This is a genomic window from Nocardia sp. NPDC004654, assembly GCF_040609595.1.
Lineage (GTDB): Bacteria > Actinomycetota > Actinomycetes > Mycobacteriales > Mycobacteriaceae > Nocardia.
Window position 1 is genome coordinate 552,621 of record NZ_JBEXKI010000005.1, and the last position, 16,886, is coordinate 569,506.

The 16,886-nt window shown below is 68.9% G+C and carries 14 protein-coding genes and 1 pseudogene; 13 read left to right on the forward strand and 2 right to left on the reverse strand.

The window, feature by feature from the left end; all coding sequences use genetic code 11:
* Positions 1-42 precede the first annotated feature (42 nt).
* From ABZV58_RS20210 to nuoN, 13 genes and pseudogenes are all read left to right on the forward strand, one after another.
* The gene (locus ABZV58_RS20210) at positions 43-597 is read left to right on the forward strand and encodes an NADH-quinone oxidoreductase subunit B (protein WP_141810953.1); all 555 of its coding nucleotides are present in this window, start codon (positions 43-45) and stop codon (positions 595-597) included.
* Positions 594-1,373 carry an NADH-quinone oxidoreductase subunit C gene (locus ABZV58_RS20215; RefSeq protein WP_355001661.1) on the forward strand — a complete coding sequence of 260 codons (780 nt, stop codon included), beginning with the start codon at positions 594-596 and terminating at the stop codon, positions 1,371-1,373. The genes ABZV58_RS20210 and ABZV58_RS20215 overlap by 4 nt, the downstream gene beginning before the upstream one ends.
* Positions 1,373-2,752: an NADH-quinone oxidoreductase subunit D gene (locus tag ABZV58_RS20220; protein ID WP_355001662.1), complete on the forward strand. Its 1,380-nt coding sequence runs from the start codon at positions 1,373-1,375 to the stop codon at positions 2,750-2,752. The genes ABZV58_RS20215 and ABZV58_RS20220 overlap by 1 nt, the downstream gene beginning before the upstream one ends.
* Complete coding sequence (gene nuoE / locus ABZV58_RS20225; RefSeq protein ID WP_355001663.1) at positions 2,749-3,459, forward strand: NADH-quinone oxidoreductase subunit NuoE; 711 nt, start codon at positions 2,749-2,751, stop codon at positions 3,457-3,459. The genes ABZV58_RS20220 and nuoE overlap by 4 nt, the downstream gene beginning before the upstream one ends.
* The gene (gene nuoF / locus ABZV58_RS20230; RefSeq protein WP_355001664.1) at positions 3,456-4,778 is read left to right on the forward strand and encodes an NADH-quinone oxidoreductase subunit NuoF; all 1,323 of its coding nucleotides are present in this window, start codon (positions 3,456-3,458) and stop codon (positions 4,776-4,778) included. Before nuoE ends, nuoF begins: the two co-directional genes overlap by 4 nt.
* Before the next feature lie 23 nt (positions 4,779-4,801).
* Positions 4,802-7,312, forward strand: a complete 2,511-nt coding sequence (locus ABZV58_RS20235) for an NADH-quinone oxidoreductase subunit G (RefSeq protein ID WP_355001725.1) — start codon at positions 4,802-4,804, stop codon at positions 7,310-7,312.
* Positions 7,305-8,618 (forward strand): annotated as a pseudogene (gene nuoH / locus ABZV58_RS20240) (NADH-quinone oxidoreductase subunit NuoH); the annotation flags it as partial. The gene ABZV58_RS20235 and the pseudogene nuoH, both read left to right, overlap by 8 nt.
* Positions 8,610-9,188: an NADH-quinone oxidoreductase subunit NuoI gene (gene nuoI / locus ABZV58_RS20245; protein WP_355001726.1), complete on the forward strand. Its 579-nt coding sequence runs from the start codon at positions 8,610-8,612 to the stop codon at positions 9,186-9,188. The pseudogene nuoH and the gene nuoI, both read left to right, overlap by 9 nt.
* 8 nt (positions 9,189-9,196) lie before the next feature.
* Positions 9,197-10,018: an NADH-quinone oxidoreductase subunit J gene (locus ABZV58_RS20250; RefSeq protein WP_355001727.1), complete on the forward strand. Its 822-nt coding sequence runs from the start codon at positions 9,197-9,199 to the stop codon at positions 10,016-10,018.
* The gene (nuoK, locus tag ABZV58_RS20255) at positions 10,015-10,314 is read left to right on the forward strand and encodes an NADH-quinone oxidoreductase subunit NuoK (protein ID WP_036536861.1); all 300 of its coding nucleotides are present in this window, start codon (positions 10,015-10,017) and stop codon (positions 10,312-10,314) included. The genes ABZV58_RS20250 and nuoK overlap by 4 nt, the downstream gene beginning before the upstream one ends.
* A 1-nt stretch (position 10,315) precedes the next feature.
* Positions 10,316-12,202: an NADH-quinone oxidoreductase subunit L gene (nuoL, locus tag ABZV58_RS20260; RefSeq protein ID WP_355001665.1), complete on the forward strand. Its 1,887-nt coding sequence runs from the start codon at positions 10,316-10,318 to the stop codon at positions 12,200-12,202.
* Positions 12,199-13,821: an NADH-quinone oxidoreductase subunit M gene (locus ABZV58_RS20265; protein WP_355001666.1), complete on the forward strand. Its 1,623-nt coding sequence runs from the start codon at positions 12,199-12,201 to the stop codon at positions 13,819-13,821. The genes nuoL and ABZV58_RS20265 overlap by 4 nt, the downstream gene beginning before the upstream one ends.
* Positions 13,818-15,437 (forward strand): NADH-quinone oxidoreductase subunit NuoN, encoded by a 1,620-nt coding sequence (gene nuoN, locus ABZV58_RS20270; protein ID WP_355001667.1) that lies wholly within the window; start codon positions 13,818-13,820, stop codon positions 15,435-15,437. The genes ABZV58_RS20265 and nuoN overlap by 4 nt, the downstream gene beginning before the upstream one ends.
* 60 nt (positions 15,438-15,497) lie before the next feature.
* Here nuoN and ABZV58_RS20275 read toward each other — a convergent pair whose 3' ends face one another.
* Both ABZV58_RS20275 and ABZV58_RS20280 read right to left on the reverse strand, forming a co-directional pair.
* On the reverse strand, positions 15,498-16,430 hold the full coding sequence (locus ABZV58_RS20275; RefSeq protein WP_355001668.1) for a hypothetical protein: 933 nt from the start codon (positions 16,428-16,430) through the stop codon (positions 15,498-15,500).
* The gene (locus tag ABZV58_RS20280) at positions 16,427-16,705 is read right to left on the reverse strand and encodes a hypothetical protein (RefSeq protein ID WP_355001669.1); all 279 of its coding nucleotides are present in this window, start codon (positions 16,703-16,705) and stop codon (positions 16,427-16,429) included. Before ABZV58_RS20280 ends, ABZV58_RS20275 begins: the two co-directional genes overlap by 4 nt.
* Between the last annotated feature and the right edge of the window lie 181 nt (positions 16,706-16,886).

Genomic DNA, 16,886 nt, shown 5'->3' on the forward strand with positions numbered 1-16,886 from the left:
CCAAGGTTTCGCCCGCACAGTGGAAGTGAGAGTTAGTCGGATATGGGTCTCGAGGAAAAACTGCCCAGCGGCTTTCTGCTGAGCACGGTGGAGGACTTCGCCGGATATCTGCGCAAGGGCTCGTTGTGGCCCGCCACCTTCGGTCTCGCCTGCTGCGCCATCGAGATGATGGCCACCGGCGCAGGACGATTCGACATCGCCCGCTTCGGCATGGAGGCGTTCCGCGCCTCGCCACGCCAGGCCGATCTGATGATCGTCGCGGGCCGGGTCAGCCAGAAGATGGCGCCGGTGCTGCGGCAGGTCTACGACCAGATGACCGAGCCGAAATGGGTGCTCGCCATGGGCGTCTGCGCCTCCTCCGGCGGCATGTTCAACAACTACGCCATCGTGCAGGGCGTCGACCACGTGGTGCCGGTCGACATCTACCTGCCCGGCTGCCCGCCCCGCCCGGAGATGCTGCTCAACGCGATTCTGGCACTGCACGCCAAGATTCAGGAGATGCCGCTCGGCGTCAACCGCGAGGAGGCGGTCCGCGCCGCCGAGCAGGCGGCGCTGGCGGCGACACCGACCATCCGGATGGAGGGTCTGCTGCGATGACCTTCGACTCCCCCGAGAACGCCGAAACCAGTTCGCCCCAGTCGGAAATCGACGCCGCCGCGACCGCGGGACCCGAGGGCACGCTGCCGCCGGAGGCCGAACCCGAGCCCGCGGGCGAGGACATCATCGGCGTGCGGCGCGGCATGTTCGGCATCTCCGGCACCGGCGACACCTCCGGATACGGCCGCCTGGTCCGTCCCGTCACACTGCCCGGCAGTACGCCAGCGCCCTACGGCGGCTACTTCGACGCGATCGTCGACGCGCTGCGAACGGCGTTGGCGCCCACCGGCACACCGTTCGAGAGCGCGATCGAGAAGGTCGTCGTCTTCCGCGGCGAGCTCACGCTGCACGTGCGCAGGGAGCACCTGCCGCTGGTCGCACAGGCGTTGCGCGACGACGCCGCACTGCGTTTCGAACTGTGCCTGGGCGTCAACGGCGTGCATTACCCGAACGACACGGGTCGCGAACTGCACGCGGTGTACCACCTGATGTCGGTCACCCACAGCCGCAGGCTGCGCGTCGAGGTGTCCGCACCCGACGCCGACCCGCACATCCCCTCGCTGTACTCGGTGTACCCCACCACCGACTGGCACGAGCGGGAGACCTACGACTTCTTCGGCATCCTCTTCGACGGTCACCCGTCGCTGACCCGCATCGCCATGCCCGACGACTGGCGTGGCCACCCGCAGCGGAAGGACTACCCGCTCGGCGGGATCCCGGTCGAATACAAGGGCGCGCGCATCCCGCCGCCCGACGAGCGGAGGGCGTACAGCTAGTGAACGACATCGATACCCAGCCCGGCGTCGACACCACCGACTCCGGGCGCGAACCCGCTGCGCACCGGCGGGAGCACGCCGCGAACCCATCGGAACCGACCGTCGTCACCGTCGCCGGTCAGGACTGGGACACCGTCACCGAAACCCTCGACGGCGCGGGCGAAGAACGCATCGTCGTCAACATGGGCCCGCAGCACCCGTCCACACACGGCGTGCTGCGGATCATCCTGGAGATCGAGGGCGAGACGGTCACCGAGGCCCGCTGCGGCATCGGTTACCTGCACACCGGCATCGAGAAGAACCTCGAGTTCCGCAATTGGACGCAGGGCGTCACCTTCGTGACCCGGATGGACTACCTCTCGCCGTTCTTCAACGAGACGGCGTACTGCCTCGGTGTGGAGCGGCTGCTCGACGTCACCGAGCAGATTCCCGAGCGGGCCACCGTCATCCGCGTGCTGCTGATGGAGCTCAACCGCATCTCCTCGCACCTGGTCGCGCTCGCCACCGGCGGCATGGAACTGGGCGCGCTCACCCCGATGCTGTTCGGGTTCCGCGAGCGCGAACTCATCCTCGACGTCTTCGAGACGATCACCGGCCTGCGGATGAACCACGCCTACATTCGTCCAGGCGGCCTGGCCCAGGACCTGCCCGACGACGGCGTCACCAAGGTCCGCGAACTGCTTGCCCTGTTGCCGAAACGGCTGCGCGACATGGAGCATCTGCTCACCCAGAACCCGATCTGGAAGGCGCGCACCCAGGACATCGGCTACCTGGACCTGACCGGTTGCATGGCCCTCGGCATCACCGGCCCGGTGCTCCGCGCCACCGGCCTGCCGCTGGATCTGCGCAAAGCCCAACCCTATTGCGGTTACGAGAACTACGAGTTCGACATCCCCACCACCACCGGCTGCGACTGCTACGGCCGCTACCTGATCCGGGTGGAGGAGATGAAGGAATCGCTCAAGATCGTCGAACAGTGCCTGGACCGGCTGCGGCCCGGGCCGGTGATGATCGAGGACAAGAAGCTGGCCTGGCCCGCCGACCTGCAACTCGGCCCCGACGGACTCGGCAACTCCCCCAAGCACATCGGCCGCATCATGGGCACGTCGATGGAGGGCCTCATCCACCACTTCAAGCTCGTCACCGAGGGCATCCGGGTCCCGGCCGGGCAGGTGTACGTGGCGGTCGAATCGCCGCGCGGCGAGCTGGGCGTGCACATGGTCAGCGACGGCGGCACCCGGCCCTACCGCGTGCACTATCGCGATCCTTCGTTCACGAATCTGCAAGCGGTGGCGGCGATGTGCGAGGGCGGCATGGTCGCCGATGTCATCGCCTCCGTCGCCAGCATCGACCCGGTGATGGGTGGTGTCGACCGATGACCGAGATCCTGCTCAAGTTGTCCACTCGGCCCGAGCCGTTCCCGCCCTACGTGCGGGAGCGGCTGGAGATCGACGCGGCCGCGATCATCGCGCGTTACCCACACCCGCGTTCGGCACTGCTGCCGCTGCTGCATCTGGTGCAGGCCGAGGAGGGGCACGTCTCCGGCACCGGCATCGAGTTCTGCGCCGAGCAGCTGGGCCTCACCGGCGCCGAGGTGACCGCGGTGGCCACCTTCTACTCCATGTTTCGGCGCACACCGACCGGCGACTATCACGTCGGCGTGTGCACCAACACGCTGTGCGCGGTCATGGGCGGCGACGCGATCCTCGCCGCGCTGGAAACCCATCTCGGCCTGCGCCACGGCGAGACCACGGCCGACGGGTCGATCACCCTCGAGCACATCGAATGCAACGCCGCCTGCGATTTCGCGCCGGTCGTGATGGTGAACTGGGAGTTCTTCGACAACCAGACACCGGAATCGGCGCGAGCCCTGGTCGACGCGTTGCGTGCCGGGCAGCAGGTGACACCGACCCGTGGCGCACCGCTGTGCACGTTCCGGGAGACCGCGCGGATCCTCGCCGGCTTCCCCGACGAGCGGCCCGGCGCGCTCGACGGCGCGGCCGGGGAGGCGACCGTCGCGGGTCTGCGGGTGGCCAAGGACAACGACATGCAGGCGCCGCGGCCGAACGGGGAGGGCCTCCGATGACGATGTTGACGCCGGTGCTCACCGAATACTGGGACGATCCGCAGTCCTGGACCATCCACACCTACCGGCAGCACGACGGCTATCAAGCCGTGCGCAAGGCGCTGCGGATGGAGCCCGACCAGGTCATCCAGACGGTCAAGGACGCCGGACTGCGCGGTCGCGGCGGCGCGGGCTTCCCGACCGGCATGAAGTGGGGCTTCATCCCGCAGGGTCCCGGACCCGACGGCACGGTGAAACCGCACTACCTGGTGGTCAACGCCGACGAGTCGGAACCCGGTACCTGCAAAGACATTCCGCTCATGCTGGCCACGCCGCACGCGCTGATCGAGGGCGTGATCATCGCCGCCTACGCCATCCGCGCCGCCACCGCGTTCATCTACGTGCGCGGCGAAGTGGTGCCCGTGCTGCGCAGGTTGCAGGCGGCGGTCGCGCAAGCCTACGAAGCGGGCTACCTCGGTCGCGACATCCTCGGCTCCGGCTTCGACCTCGAGCTGATCGTGCACGCGGGCGCGGGCGCCTACATCTGCGGCGAGGAGACCGCGCTGCTGGATTCGCTGGAGGGCCGCCGCGGCCAGCCCAGGCTGCGACCGCCGTTCCCGGCCGTCGCGGGTCTCTACGCCTGCCCGACGGTGGTCAACAACGTGGAGTCCATCGCCAGCGTGCCGCCCATCATCCTCAACGGCACCGACTGGTTCCGTTCCATGGGCAGCGAGAAGTCCCCCGGTTTCACGCTCTACTCGCTGTCCGGCCACGTGGCCAGGCCGGGTCAGTACGAGGCGCCGCTCGGCATCACGCTGCGGGAGCTGCTCGACTACGCGGGCGGCGTGCGCGCGGGCCACCGGGTGAAGTTCTGGACGCCGGGCGGCTCGTCCACCCCGCTGTTCACCGAGGAGCACCTGGACGTCCCGCTCGACTACGAGGGCGTTATGGGCGCGGGATCCATGTTGGGCACCAAGGCTTTACAGATCTTCGACGACACCACCTGCGTGGTGCGCGCGGTGCTGCGCTGGACCGAGTTCTACGCACACGAGTCCTGCGGCAAATGCACACCGTGCCGGGAGGGCACCTACTGGCTGGTCCAGCTGCTGAAGCGGGTCGAGGAGGGCCGCGGCACCGAGTCGGATCTGGACAAGTTGCTCGACATCAGCGACAGCATCAACGGCAAATCGTTCTGCGCGCTCGGCGACGGCGCGGCCAGCCCGATTCTCTCCTCGCTGAAGCACTTCCGCGAGGAGTACATCGACCATCTGCGCTCGGGCGGCTGCCCGTTCGATCCCGCGCGCTCGACGGCCTGGGCCGAGGAAGAAGGGGCTCGATGAGCACGGCATCGCGCAGCGATTCGATGAGGGGTGGCGGCCGGGAGACGGGTGGGCCGGCGACTGTGAGTACCAATACGAGCGGGCTGACGCCCGCGGATCTCGTCACCGTCGTCATCGACGGCACGCCCGTCAGCGTGCCCGCCGGAACCCTGGTGATCCGCGCCGCGGAACTCATCGGCATCCAGATCCCGCGCTTCTGCGACCATCCGCTGCTCGATCCCGTCGGCGCCTGCCGCCAATGTCTGGTCGAGGTGGAGGGCCAGCGCAAGCCGGTCGCCTCCTGCACCCAGACCGTGGCCGACGGCATGATCGTGCACACCCAGCTCACCTCGCAGGCCGCCGAACGGGCGCAGGAAGGGGTGATGGAGCTGCTGCTCATCAACCATCCCCTGGACTGCCCCGTCTGCGACAAGGGCGGCGAGTGCCCGCTGCAGAACCAGGCCATGTCCTCCGGCCGTCCGGAGACCCGGTTCGACGGCGTGAAACGCACCTACCCCAAACCGATTCCGCTGTCCTCGGCAGTCCTGCTGGACCGGGAGCGCTGCGTGCTGTGCGCCCGCTGCACCCGGTTCTCGCAGCAGGTGGCGGGTGATCCGTTCATCGAGTTGATGGACCGCGGCGCGCTCGAACAGGTCGGCACCGCGCAGGCCGAACCGTTCGACTCCTACTTCTCCGGCAACACGGTGCAGATCTGTCCGGTCGGCGCGCTCACCGGCACCAGCTACCGATTCCGCGCCCGTCCGTTCGATTTGGTCTCCAGCCCCAGCGTGTGCGAGCACTGCGCCTCGGGCTGCGCGCAGCGCACCGATCACCGCCGCGGCAAGGTGTTGCGCCGGCTCGCGGGCGACGACCCGCAGGTCAACGAGGAATGGAACTGCGACAAGGGACGCTGGGCGTTCGCCTACGCCACCGAGCGCGACCGCCTCACCACCCCGCTGGTCCGCGGCTGGGACGGCACCCTGCGTCCGGCATCCTGGTCCGAGGCGCTCGCCGCCGCGGCCGAGGGGCTGGCCGCCGCGCACGGCAACGCCGGTGTGCTCGTCGGCGGACGGGTGACCGAGGAAGACGCCTACGCCTATTCGAAGTTCGCGCGAGTCGCGCTCGGCACCAACGACATCGACTTCCGTATTCGTCCGCATTCGGTGGAGGAAGCCGATTTCCTCGCCGCCCGGGTCGCCGGGCAAGGCGTCACCGTCGACTACGACGCGCTGGAGCGGGCTCCGATCGTGCTGCTCGTCGGGTTCGAGCCCGAGGAAGAGTCCCCAATCGTCTACCTGCGGTTGCGCAAGGCCGCCCGCAAGCGCGGCCTGCCCGTCTACGCGCTGGCGCCGTACGCCTCGCGTGGTCTCGAGCGCATGTCGGGCACCCTCATTCCGGCGACGCCGGGGGCCGAACCGCACCTGATGGAGGCGCTTCGCACGGGCGAGATCCCGTTCGACGGCCAGGAATCCGAGACGATGGCCGCGGCCGCGCGACTGTTGCGCGATCCGGGCGCGGTGGTCATGGTCGGCGAGCGCATGGCGGGCATCCCCGGCGCGCTGTCGGCCGCCGTCCGGCTGGCCGAGGAGACCGGCGCCGCGCTGGCATGGGTGCCGCGGCGGGCAGGTGAGCGCGGCGCGGTCGAAGCGGGGGTTCTCCCCGGACTGCTGCCCGGCGGTCGACCGGTGGCGGATCCGCTTGCCAGGCAACAGGTTCGCGAGATCTGGAACGTCGACGAACTGCCGGTGACGGCGGGGCGCGACACCACGGCGATCTTGGACGCCGCGCCGACCCTGGGCGCGCTGGTCGTCGGCGGCGTCGATGTCGCCGATCTGCCCGACCCGAACGCCGCGCTCACCGCCATCGACGCGGCACGCTTCGTCGTCAGCCTGGAACTGCGGCACAGCGCCGTCACCGAGCGCGCCGACGTGGTCTTCCCGGTGGCCGCGACCATGGAGAAGTCCGGCACCTTCCGCACCTGGGAGGGCAGGCCGCGGCCATTCGACGCCGCGCTCGGCGAATCCACCGTGCGCCGCACCGCCGCACCGCTGTCCGATCAGCGGGTGCTGCAAGCCATCGCCGACGAGATGCGGGTGCGCCTCGGCCTCCCCGACACCGCGACGGCGCGCGCCGAACTCGCCGCGCTCGGCGCCTGGGACGGCCAGCCCGTCGCCGCGCCCGCGCACCGGCCGCATCCGATCACCCAGCCCCGGCAGGGCAGCGCGGTGTTGGCGGGCTGGCGAATGCTGCTCGACCTGGGCCGTATGCAGGACGGCGAACCGAATCTGGCGGGCATCGCCCGTCCGCCGGTGGTCCGGCTCTCCCCCGCGACCGCCGCCGAGATCGGCGCGGCCAACGACGATCCGGTCACCGTCACCTCCGAGCGCGGCATGCTCACGCTGCCGCTGCTGATCACCGACATGCCCGACCGGGTGGTGTGGCTGCCGCTGAATTCCCCCGGCAGCTCGGTGCCCGAACAGCTCGCCACCCAGCCGGGCGGCGTCGTGCAAGTGCGCCACGCCGACGAGAGGATGAAGGAACACCGCCATGAGTGATCCGGCTCTGTTCGCCACGGCGACCGTAGGGCCCTCCGTGGCCACGCGAGCTACCGCCTCCGCGCCTGACACGCTCGCCCTCTTCGGCCACGACCCCCTGTGGCTCGTCATCGCCAAATCCCTGGCGATCTTCGTCTTCCTGCTGCTCACCCCGATGATCGCGGTGCTCGCGGAACGAAAGATCGTGGCGCGCATGCAGATGCGCATCGGCCCCAACCGCGTCGGCCCCAAAGGCTCGCTCCAGAGCATCGCCGACGGCGTGAAGATGGCGCTCAAAGAGGACATCGTCCCCGCCATCGTGGACAAGCCGATCTACATCCTGGCGCCGATCATCGCGGCCATTCCGGCGTTCATGGCTTTCGCGGTGATCCCGTTCGGCGGTGAGGTGTCCATCGCGGGCCACCGCACCGCACTGCAGCTGACCGACATGCCGGTGGGCGTGCTGTACATCCTCGCCATCACCTCGATCGGCGTGTACGGCATCGTGCTCGCGGGTTGGGCGTCCGGCTCGACCTACCCGCTGCTCGGCGGACTGAGGTCGACGGCGCAGGTCATCTCCTACGAGATCGCGATGGCGCTCTGCTTCGCCGCGGTGTTCCTGCACGCGGGCACGATGGCGACCTCCGGCATCGTCGCCGCCCAGGACGGCACCTGGTACGTCTTCCTGCTGCTGCCCTCGTTCCTGATCTACTGCGTGTCGATGGTCGGCGAGACCAACCGGGCGCCGTTCGACCTGCCGGAGGCCGAGGGCGAACTCGTCGGCGGCTTCCACACCGAGTACTCCTCGCTGAAGTTCGCGATGTTCATGCTCGCCGAATACGTCAACATGGCAACGGTTTCGGCGCTGGCGACCACGCTGTTCCTCGGCGGCTGGCACGCGCCGTGGCCGATCAACATGTGGTCGGGCGCGAACACCGGCTGGTGGGGCCTGCTGTGGTTCACCGCCAAGGTGTGGACGTTCCTGTTCGTGTTCATCTGGCTGCGCGGCACCTTGCCGCGGCTGCGCTACGACCAGTTCATGAATCTGGGCTGGAAGCTGCTCATCCCGGTGTCGCTGCTGTGGGTCATGCTCGTCGCCGCGGCTCGGGTGCTCGACAACGAGGGTTTCGCCTGGGCGACCGCCGCCATGATCGTCGCGGGCGTGCTGATCACGGCGCTGATGATCGGGCTGTTCCTGCGGGCCGGACGCCGACCGGGCGCCCCGCCACTCGTCGACGAACCAACGGCCGACGCGCACGCGCCGAGCGGCGTCTTCCTCGGCTTCCCGACACCGCCGCTGCCCGCCGGCATCCGTCACGTGGACGCGACGAAAGGTCATCCGCTGGAACCGCTTTCCGGTTTCGCGGTCACCGCGCTCACCATGTTCAAGAAGCCGAACACCGAGTTCTACCCCGAGCACAAGGTGCCGACCGCGCCCCGCTATCACGGTCGCCACCAGCTCAACCGTCATCCCGACGGTCTGGAGAAGTGCATCGGCTGCGAACTGTGCGCCTGGGCCTGCCCCGCCGACGCGATCTACGTGGAAGGCGCGGACAACACCGAGACCGAACGCTTCTCCCCCGGCGAACGGTACGGCCGCGTCTACCAGATCAACTACCTGCGCTGCATCGGCTGCGGCCTGTGCATCGAGGCCTGCCCGACGCGGGCGCTCACCATGACCAACGAGTACGAACTCGCCGACGACAACCGCGCCGACCTCATCTACGAGAAGGACCGGCTGCTCGCGCCACTCGAACCGGGCATGACCGCACCGCCGCACGACATGTACCCCGGGACGACCGAGGGCGACTACTACCGCGGCACCGTCCCCGGCGCGGACGCCGAATCCGACGAGAAGCAGCGCGCGACAGCAGGCGCGGAAGGAGGGACGCGGTGACGCTACTGATGGCCGCCGAGCCACTGACCCGCACATCCACCGGCGAGGCCGTGCAGTTCTGGATCCTGGCCCCGCTCGCCGTCCTCGGCGCGCTCGGCATGGTGTTCGCGGCCAAAGCCGTGCACTCCGCGATCTGCCTGGCCGCCACCATGATCACGCTCGCGGTGTTCTACATCGCCCAGGACGCGCTGTTCCTCGGCGTGGTGCAGATCGTGGTCTACACCGGCGCGGTGATGATGCTGTTCCTGTTCGTGCTCATGCTGGTGGGCGTCGACTCCGCCGAATCGTTGAAGGAGACCCTGCGCGGCCAGCGCTTCGCCGCCGCCGCGGTGGGACTCGGTTTCGGCTTCCTTTTCATCAGCGGCATCGCCACCGGCGTCCGCGACACCGGAATCCGATTCCCCGCCACCGGTTTCGCCGGTCGCGACGTGATCGGCGAACTCGCCGAGCTGATCTTCGTCCGGTACGTGTGGGCATTCGAACTCACCGGCGCGCTGCTCATCACCGCCACCATCGGCGCGATGGTGCTCGCGCACCGCGAACACTTCGGCCCGCGGATGGATCAGCGCGAACTGTCCCGCAGGCGGTTCCGCGACGGCACGAGCCGCGCCACCCCGCTGCCGACGCCCGGCGTCTACGCCAGGCACAACGCCGTGGACATTCCCGCCAGGCTGCCGGACGGCTCGTTCGAGGAGCTGTCGGTCAGCACCATCTTGCGGCACCGCCGCACCAGGGCGCTGACCGAGGCGGCCGTCATCTCGGTCGGCTCCGGCGACGGTGACGCGAAGACCAACGGCCACGAACCCGCCGACGAGGAAGGCACCCGGTGAACCCCGAGAACTATCTGTTCCTGTCCGCCCTGCTGTTCACGATCGGCGCGGCCGGAGTGCTGTTGCGGCGCAACGCGATCGTGGTGTTCATGTGCATCGAGCTGATGCTCAACGCGGTGAACCTGGCGTTCGTCACCTTCGCGAGGATGCACGCGAACCTGGACGGCCAGGTGTTCGCGTTCTTCACGATGGTGGTCGCCGCGGCCGAGGTGGTCGTCGGCCTCGCCATCATCATGACCATCTTCCGCGCCCGCCGCTCGACCTCGGTCGACGACGCCAACCTGCTGAAGTTCTGACGTGGATACCGCGATCCTGACGCTGCTGCCCGCGCTGCCGCTGGCCGGGGCCGTCATATTGCTGCTCCTCGGGCGCGTCGCCGACAAGTGGGGCCATGTGCTCGGTTGCCTGGCCGCGCTGGCCTCCTTCGGCGTGGCCGTGTGGGCGTTCGTCGTCATGCTCGGGCGCGACGGCGCCGAGCGGGCGGTGCACGCCGACCTGTTCAGCTGGGTGCCGGTGAGCGGCCTGCAAGTGGACTTCGGTCTGCAAATCGACCAGCTGTCCATGTGTTTCGCGCTGCTGATCACCGGTGTCGGCTCCCTGATCCACCTGTACTCGATCGGGTACATGAGCCACGATCCGGATCGGCGGCGGTTCTTCGCCTACCTCAACCTGTTCCTCGCGGCCATGCTGCTGTTGGTGCTGGCGAACAACTACCTGGTGCTCTATTTCGGCTGGGAGGGCGTCGGTCTCGCCTCCTACCTGCTGATCGGCTTCTGGTACGGAAAGCCTTCCGCCGCAACGGCCGCCAAGAAGGCGTTCGTGGTCAACCGGGTCGGCGACATGGGCTTGGCGCTGGCCATGATGGCGATGTTCGCGACTTTCGGCTCGATCGGATTCGGCGAGGTGTTCGCCGCAGCGCCGGGAGCGAGCGAGGGCACGCTCACCGCGATCGGCCTGCTGCTGTTGCTCGCCGCGTGCGGCAAGTCCGCGCAGGTGCCGCTGCAGTCCTGGCTCGGTGACGCGATGGAGGGCCCGACGCCCGTGTCGGCGCTCATCCACGCGGCCACGATGGTCACCGCCGGTGTCTACCTGATCGCGCGGTCCAACGTGATCTTCGACCTCGCGCCGAACGCCCAGCTGGCCGTGGTGCTCGTCGGCGCGGTGACGCTGTTGTTCGGCGCGATCGTCGGCTGCGCCAAGGACGACATCAAGAAGGCGCTGGCCGCGTCCACCATGAGCCAGATCGGATACATGGTGCTCGCCGCGGGTCTCGGACCCGCGGGCTACGCCTTCGCGATCATGCACCTGCTCACCCACGGCTTCTTCAAGGCGGGCCTGTTCCTCGGGGCGGGCTCGGTGATGCACGCGATGAACGACGAGGTCGACATGCGCCGCTACGGCGGACTGCGCAAGGTGCTGCCGATCACCTACGTCACCTTCGGGCTCGGCTACCTCGCGATCATCGGAGTGCCGCCGTTCGCGGGCTTCTTCTCCAAGGACAAGATCATCGAGGTGGCCTTCGCCGAGGGCGGCGCGGCCGGGTACGCGCTGGGCACGGTCACCTTGCTCGGTGCGGGTCTCACCGCGTTCTACATGACGCGGGTGATGCTGATGACCTTCTTCGGCTCGCCACGCTGGAAGCCCGACACGCATCCGCACGAGGCGCCCGCGGTGATGACCGGTCCGATGATCCTGCTGGCCATCGGCTCGCTCGCCTCCGGCCTGGTGTTCGTCCTCGGCAACGCGCTGGTGAACTGGCTGGAGCCGGTGGTCGGCGCGCACCACGGCGAGGAGGTGGTGCCCGCGGGCGTGGTCACCGTACTCGCGCTGGCCGTCGTCTCGGTCGGCGTCACCATCGCCTACAGCCAGTACGCGCAGCGCGACATCCCGGAAACGGCGCCGGAGGAAGTCTCGGCGCTCACCGTCGCCGCCCGCAAGGATCTCTATGGCGATGCGGTCAACGAGGGCGTGTTCATGCGTCCCGGCCAGCACCTCACCCGGTCGCTGGTCTTCGTCGACAACCGCGGCATCGACGGGATCGTCAACGGCACGGCCGCGCTGATCGGCGGGCTCTCGGCCCGCGTCCGCCGGGTCCAGTCCGGATTCGTGCGGTCCTACGCCCTGTCCATGTTCACCGGCGCGGCCCTGGTGGCCGCCGCCCTGCTGGCGGTGAGGATCTGGTGACTACCTATCCCTGGTTGACCACCCTCTGGCTGCTTCCGGTCGTCGGCGCGGTCCTCGTGCTGGCGTTGCCCGCCGCGCGGCGGGTGCTGGCACGCGGTGTGGCGCTGACATTTTCGGTGGCCGCGCTGGTGATCGCCGTCGTGCTCGCCATGCGATTCGAGCCCGGCGGCGAGCAATACCAGTTCGTCGAATCCCACGAGTGGATCCCCGCCTTCGGCGCCGGATACACCCTCGGCTTGGACGGCATCGCGCTGGTGCTGGTGCTGCTCACCACGGCGCTGGTGCCGCTGCTGATCCTGGCGGGCTGGCACGACGACCGCGCGGCGGGCTCCGGCAGGCGGGTCGCGCACACCTATATGGCGCTGATCCTGCTCGTCGAGGCGATGGTGCTGGTCTCCTTCGTGGCGCTGGACATCCTGCTGTTCTACGTCTTCTTCGAGGCCATGCTCATCCCGATGTACTTCCTCATCGGCGGCTTCGGGCCGAAGACGGCGGATGTGCAACTGCGCCAGCAGCGTTCGCGTGCGGCGGTGAAGTTCCTGCTGTACAACCTGTTCGGCGGACTGATCATGCTGGCCGCGGTCATCGGTCTCTACGTGCTGACAGCGCGCGAGGGCCTCGGCGCGGACGGTGCGGGAACCTTCGACTTCCGCACCGTGGTCGCCGCCGCCAATGCCGGTGAGCTCGGCGCGGGTCCGGCGGTGCTGAACGCCCTGTTCCTCGGGTTCATGTTCGCCTTCGCCGTGAAGGCGCCGCTGTGGCCGCTGCACACCTGGCTGCCCGACGCGGCGGTCGCCGCGACACCGTCCAGCGCCGTGCTGATGATGGCGGTGGTCGACAAGGTGGGCACCTTCGGCATGCTGCGCTACTGCCTGCTGCTGTTCCCCGACGCGTCGGGAACCTACGCGCCGCTGGTGATCACGCTCGCGGTGGTCGGCATCGTCTACGGAGCGCTGCTGGCGATCGGCCAGACCGACGTGATGCGCCTCATCGCCTACACCTCGATCTCGCACTTCGGCTTCATCATCCTCGGCATCTTCGCCATGACCAGTCAGGCGCAGACCGGGGCGACGCTCTACATGATCAATCACGGCATCTCCACCGCCGCGCTGTTCCTGATCGCCGGGTTCCTCGTCTCGCGGCGCGGCACCCGGGTCATCGCCGAGTACGGCGGGGTGCAGAAGGTCGCGCCGGTGCTGGCCGGGACGTTCCTCATCGCGGGACTCGCGACGCTGTCGCTGCCCGGTCTCGCGCCGTTCGTCAGCGAATTCCTCGTGTTGATCGGCACTTTCAGCCGCTACCAGGTGGCCGCGATCGTCGCGACCGGCGCGCTGGTGCTCGCCGCTATCTACGTGCTGTGGCTGTACCAGCGGATGATGACCGGTCCGGTGACGAAGGGCAACGAGAACCTCCACGATCTGGCGCCGCGCGAACTGCTCGTCGTCGCACCGCTGATCGCGGCGCTGCTGTTCCTCGGTCTCTATCCGAAACCGGTGCTGGACTTCATTGATCCCGCCGTCGGCCAGACACTGACCACCATCGGCCGCCAGGATCCCGCGCCGACGGTTCCGGCGCCCGCAGCGGGCGCGGCGAACCTCCAGGAAGGAGGGCACAAGTGACCACGCACTCGATCCCGCTCGCCGCGTCCGTTCCCGCGCCGAGCATCGAATACGGCGCGCTCGCACCGATGCTCATCGTGTTCGGCGTCGCGGTGGCCGCGGTGCTGGTGGAGGCGTTCGTCGCGCGGCGCTACCGCTACGGCACCCAGGTGTGGCTCAGCCTGATCGGTCTCGCGGCGGCGTTGGTGGCCGTCATCCGGTTGGCGGGCACCGAATCGACCGCGGTGTCCGGGGCCGTCGCGATCGACGGGGTGACGTTGTTCTTGCAGGGCACCATCCTGGTGGTGTCGCTCCTCGGCGTGCTGTTCATCGCCGAACGCGGCGCGCAACCGCGGTCGCAGGCGCGGTCCGGGCCCGGCACCTGGAGCCTGGCCGCGGCGACCGTCGGTCGCGGCGCGGACGCGTTCACCCCGCAGGCGTCGGCGGTCCCCGGCAGCGCGGACGAGCAGGCCGCGATCCGCGCGGGCATCGCGACCACCGAGGTCTTTCCGCTGACGCTGCTCGCGGTCGGCGGCCTGCTGCTCTTCCCCGCCTCGAACGATCTGCTGACCATGTTCGTCGCGCTGGAAGTGCTGTCGCTGCCGCTGTATCTGCTGTGCGGGCTCGCGCGGCGCAAGCGACTGCTCTCCCAGGAGGCGGCGCTAAAATACTTCCTGCTCGGGGCGTTTTCGTCGGCGTTCTTCCTGTACGGCGTCGCGCTGCTGTACGGGCAGGCTGGGACGGTGCGGCTGTCCGGGATCGCCGACGCGATCGCGGAGCATCCGTCCGACGCGATGCTGGCGCTGCTCGGCGTGGCGATGCTGGCGGTCGGGCTGCTGTTCAAGATCGGCGCGGTGCCGTTCCAATCCTGGGTTCCCGACGTGTATCAGGGGGCGCCGACCCCGATCACCGCGTTCATGGCGGCGGCGACCAAGATCGCCGCAGTCGGCGCCATGTTGCGCATATTGCAGGTCGCGGTGCCTGGCTTGCGGGACGACTGGCGGCCGGTGCTCGCCGCGGTCGCGATCGCGACGATGGTGGTCGGCGCGGTGCTCGCGGTGACGCAGACCGATGTGAAGCGGATGCTGGCGTATTCGTCGGTAGCGCACGCGGGCTTCATCATCACCGGTCTGGTCGCCGCCAACGACGCGGGCGTCGCGGCGGTGCTGTTCTATCTGGTCGCCTATGGGCTGGGCACGCTCGGCGCGTTCGCGGTGGTGAGCCTGGTCCGCGAGCCCAGCGGTGACGAGGCGACCGCGCTGGCGCAGTGGGCCGGGCTCGGCCGCCGCTCCCCCTGGCTGGCGACGGTTTTCGCGCTGCTGCTGCTCTCCTTCGCCGGTCTGCCGCTCACCAGCGGGTTCGTCAGCAAGTTCGCCGTGTTCGAGGCGGCCGCTTCCGGTGACGCCGTGACGCTCGTCATCGTCGGCGTCATCTCGAGCGCCGTCGCGGCGTTCTTCTACATCCGCGTGATCGTGTTGATGTTCTTCACCGATCCCCCGACGGATGCCCCGGTGGTGGTCACGCCCGCGCTCACCCAGGCACTCGTCCTGCTGACCGCCGTGGCGACCCTGGTGCTCGGTGTGTTCCCGCAGCCGCTGCTGGATCTGGCCGAGCGAGCGTCGACCTTCGTGCGCTAAGCTCGTGCGCACACGCGCTGGCCCCGACCGGAGACTCGGTCGGGGCCAGCGCTTTTCGCGCTACTTGTCGAGTTTCGCCCGGAACGGGCCGCCGACGCTGTTGAACAGCAGGTCGCCGTTCGGGAACGCCTCGATGATCGCGTACGCGCCGTTGCCGTAGTTCGACTGCCCGAAGATGGTGCGGTGCACGGTCTCTCCGGTCTTCCAGTCCAGGCCCGTGACCTCCCAGCCGTCGGCCTTGCTGTAGCCGTTGACGAACACGATTCCGGCCTCGGTCGACACCGCGGGCACCATGGAGGTGGACACCACGTCACCGCGCTCCCACACCGACGTCCACTTGTCCGCGGCCGGATCCCATTCGAAGCGCTGCATGCCGTGCGGCGGTTCGTCGACCGGACCGTTGGCGAGCACATCGACCAACCGGTCCGGATTGCCGCCCGCGCCGATGTTCTGCACGACGAACGCACCGTAGTCGCGCACGACCACGGACTGCTCGCTCTGGATGAACTCGGGCTTCGGCTCCGGCAGTCCGGCGGTCACCTCGATCTGGTCGGCGATGCGGTTGGACTCGGCGTTCGCCTTGGGCTGGAAGCCCTGGGGGATCTCGTTGCGCCAGAAGGCGACCAGCTTCATGTGGTCGGCGCCGTCGGTGATCACCACGAGTTCGTCGGAGCCCTCGCCGAAGCCCATCAGGGTGGGCGTCGATCCGGTGCCGATGCCGAACTTCACCGCGGGCGGCTGGCGGCCGAAGTCGTAGGGCGCGGACCAGGCGCCGTCGGCTTGCTCGATGGACAGCTTGGTGCCGGTCCACACGACCTTGCGCATGATCTTGTCGGAGGCGACGTAGATGCCGCCCTTCTCATCGACGGCGATCGAGTTGGAGACGGTCTCGTCGTCGCCGAAGCGGATCTGCTGCGGCTGCCCCGACAGTTCGCGGTCGATCGCGATCAGACCGCGCGAGGAGACGACGATCAGATGGCCGTCGTAGGTCATGTTGACGCCGACGATGCTCTCGCGAATGCCGAGCGAGGTGCCGCCCGCGCCGAGACGCGATTGTCCTTGTCCACCAAGCCGTACACGCCGTTGGCGATGCGCTGCCAGTTCGCGCCGCCCCAGTCGTCGCGGATGGCGCTCTGGATCTGGGCGGTGTCGGTGAACGTCTGGTCCAGCACCTCGTCCAGCGCCTGCGGCGGGATGGGCTGCACGCCGGGGGCGTCCATGGCGGCGACCTCGCGAAACCCGCGATCCGAGACGTCCACGTACCGCACGCCGGAGCTCGACGAGATCCACCTGTACCTCCGACGGCGAGGCCAGTGTGATGATGTTGACCGGGCCGGTGGCCACGCGCGGCATCTGTTGCGGGTCGACCCGGAAGGTGCCGCGCGGCACGGGATCGGCGAAGCTGTCGGACTGACCGGGGTCCAGGTGGGTGACACGATGCGCGCAGCC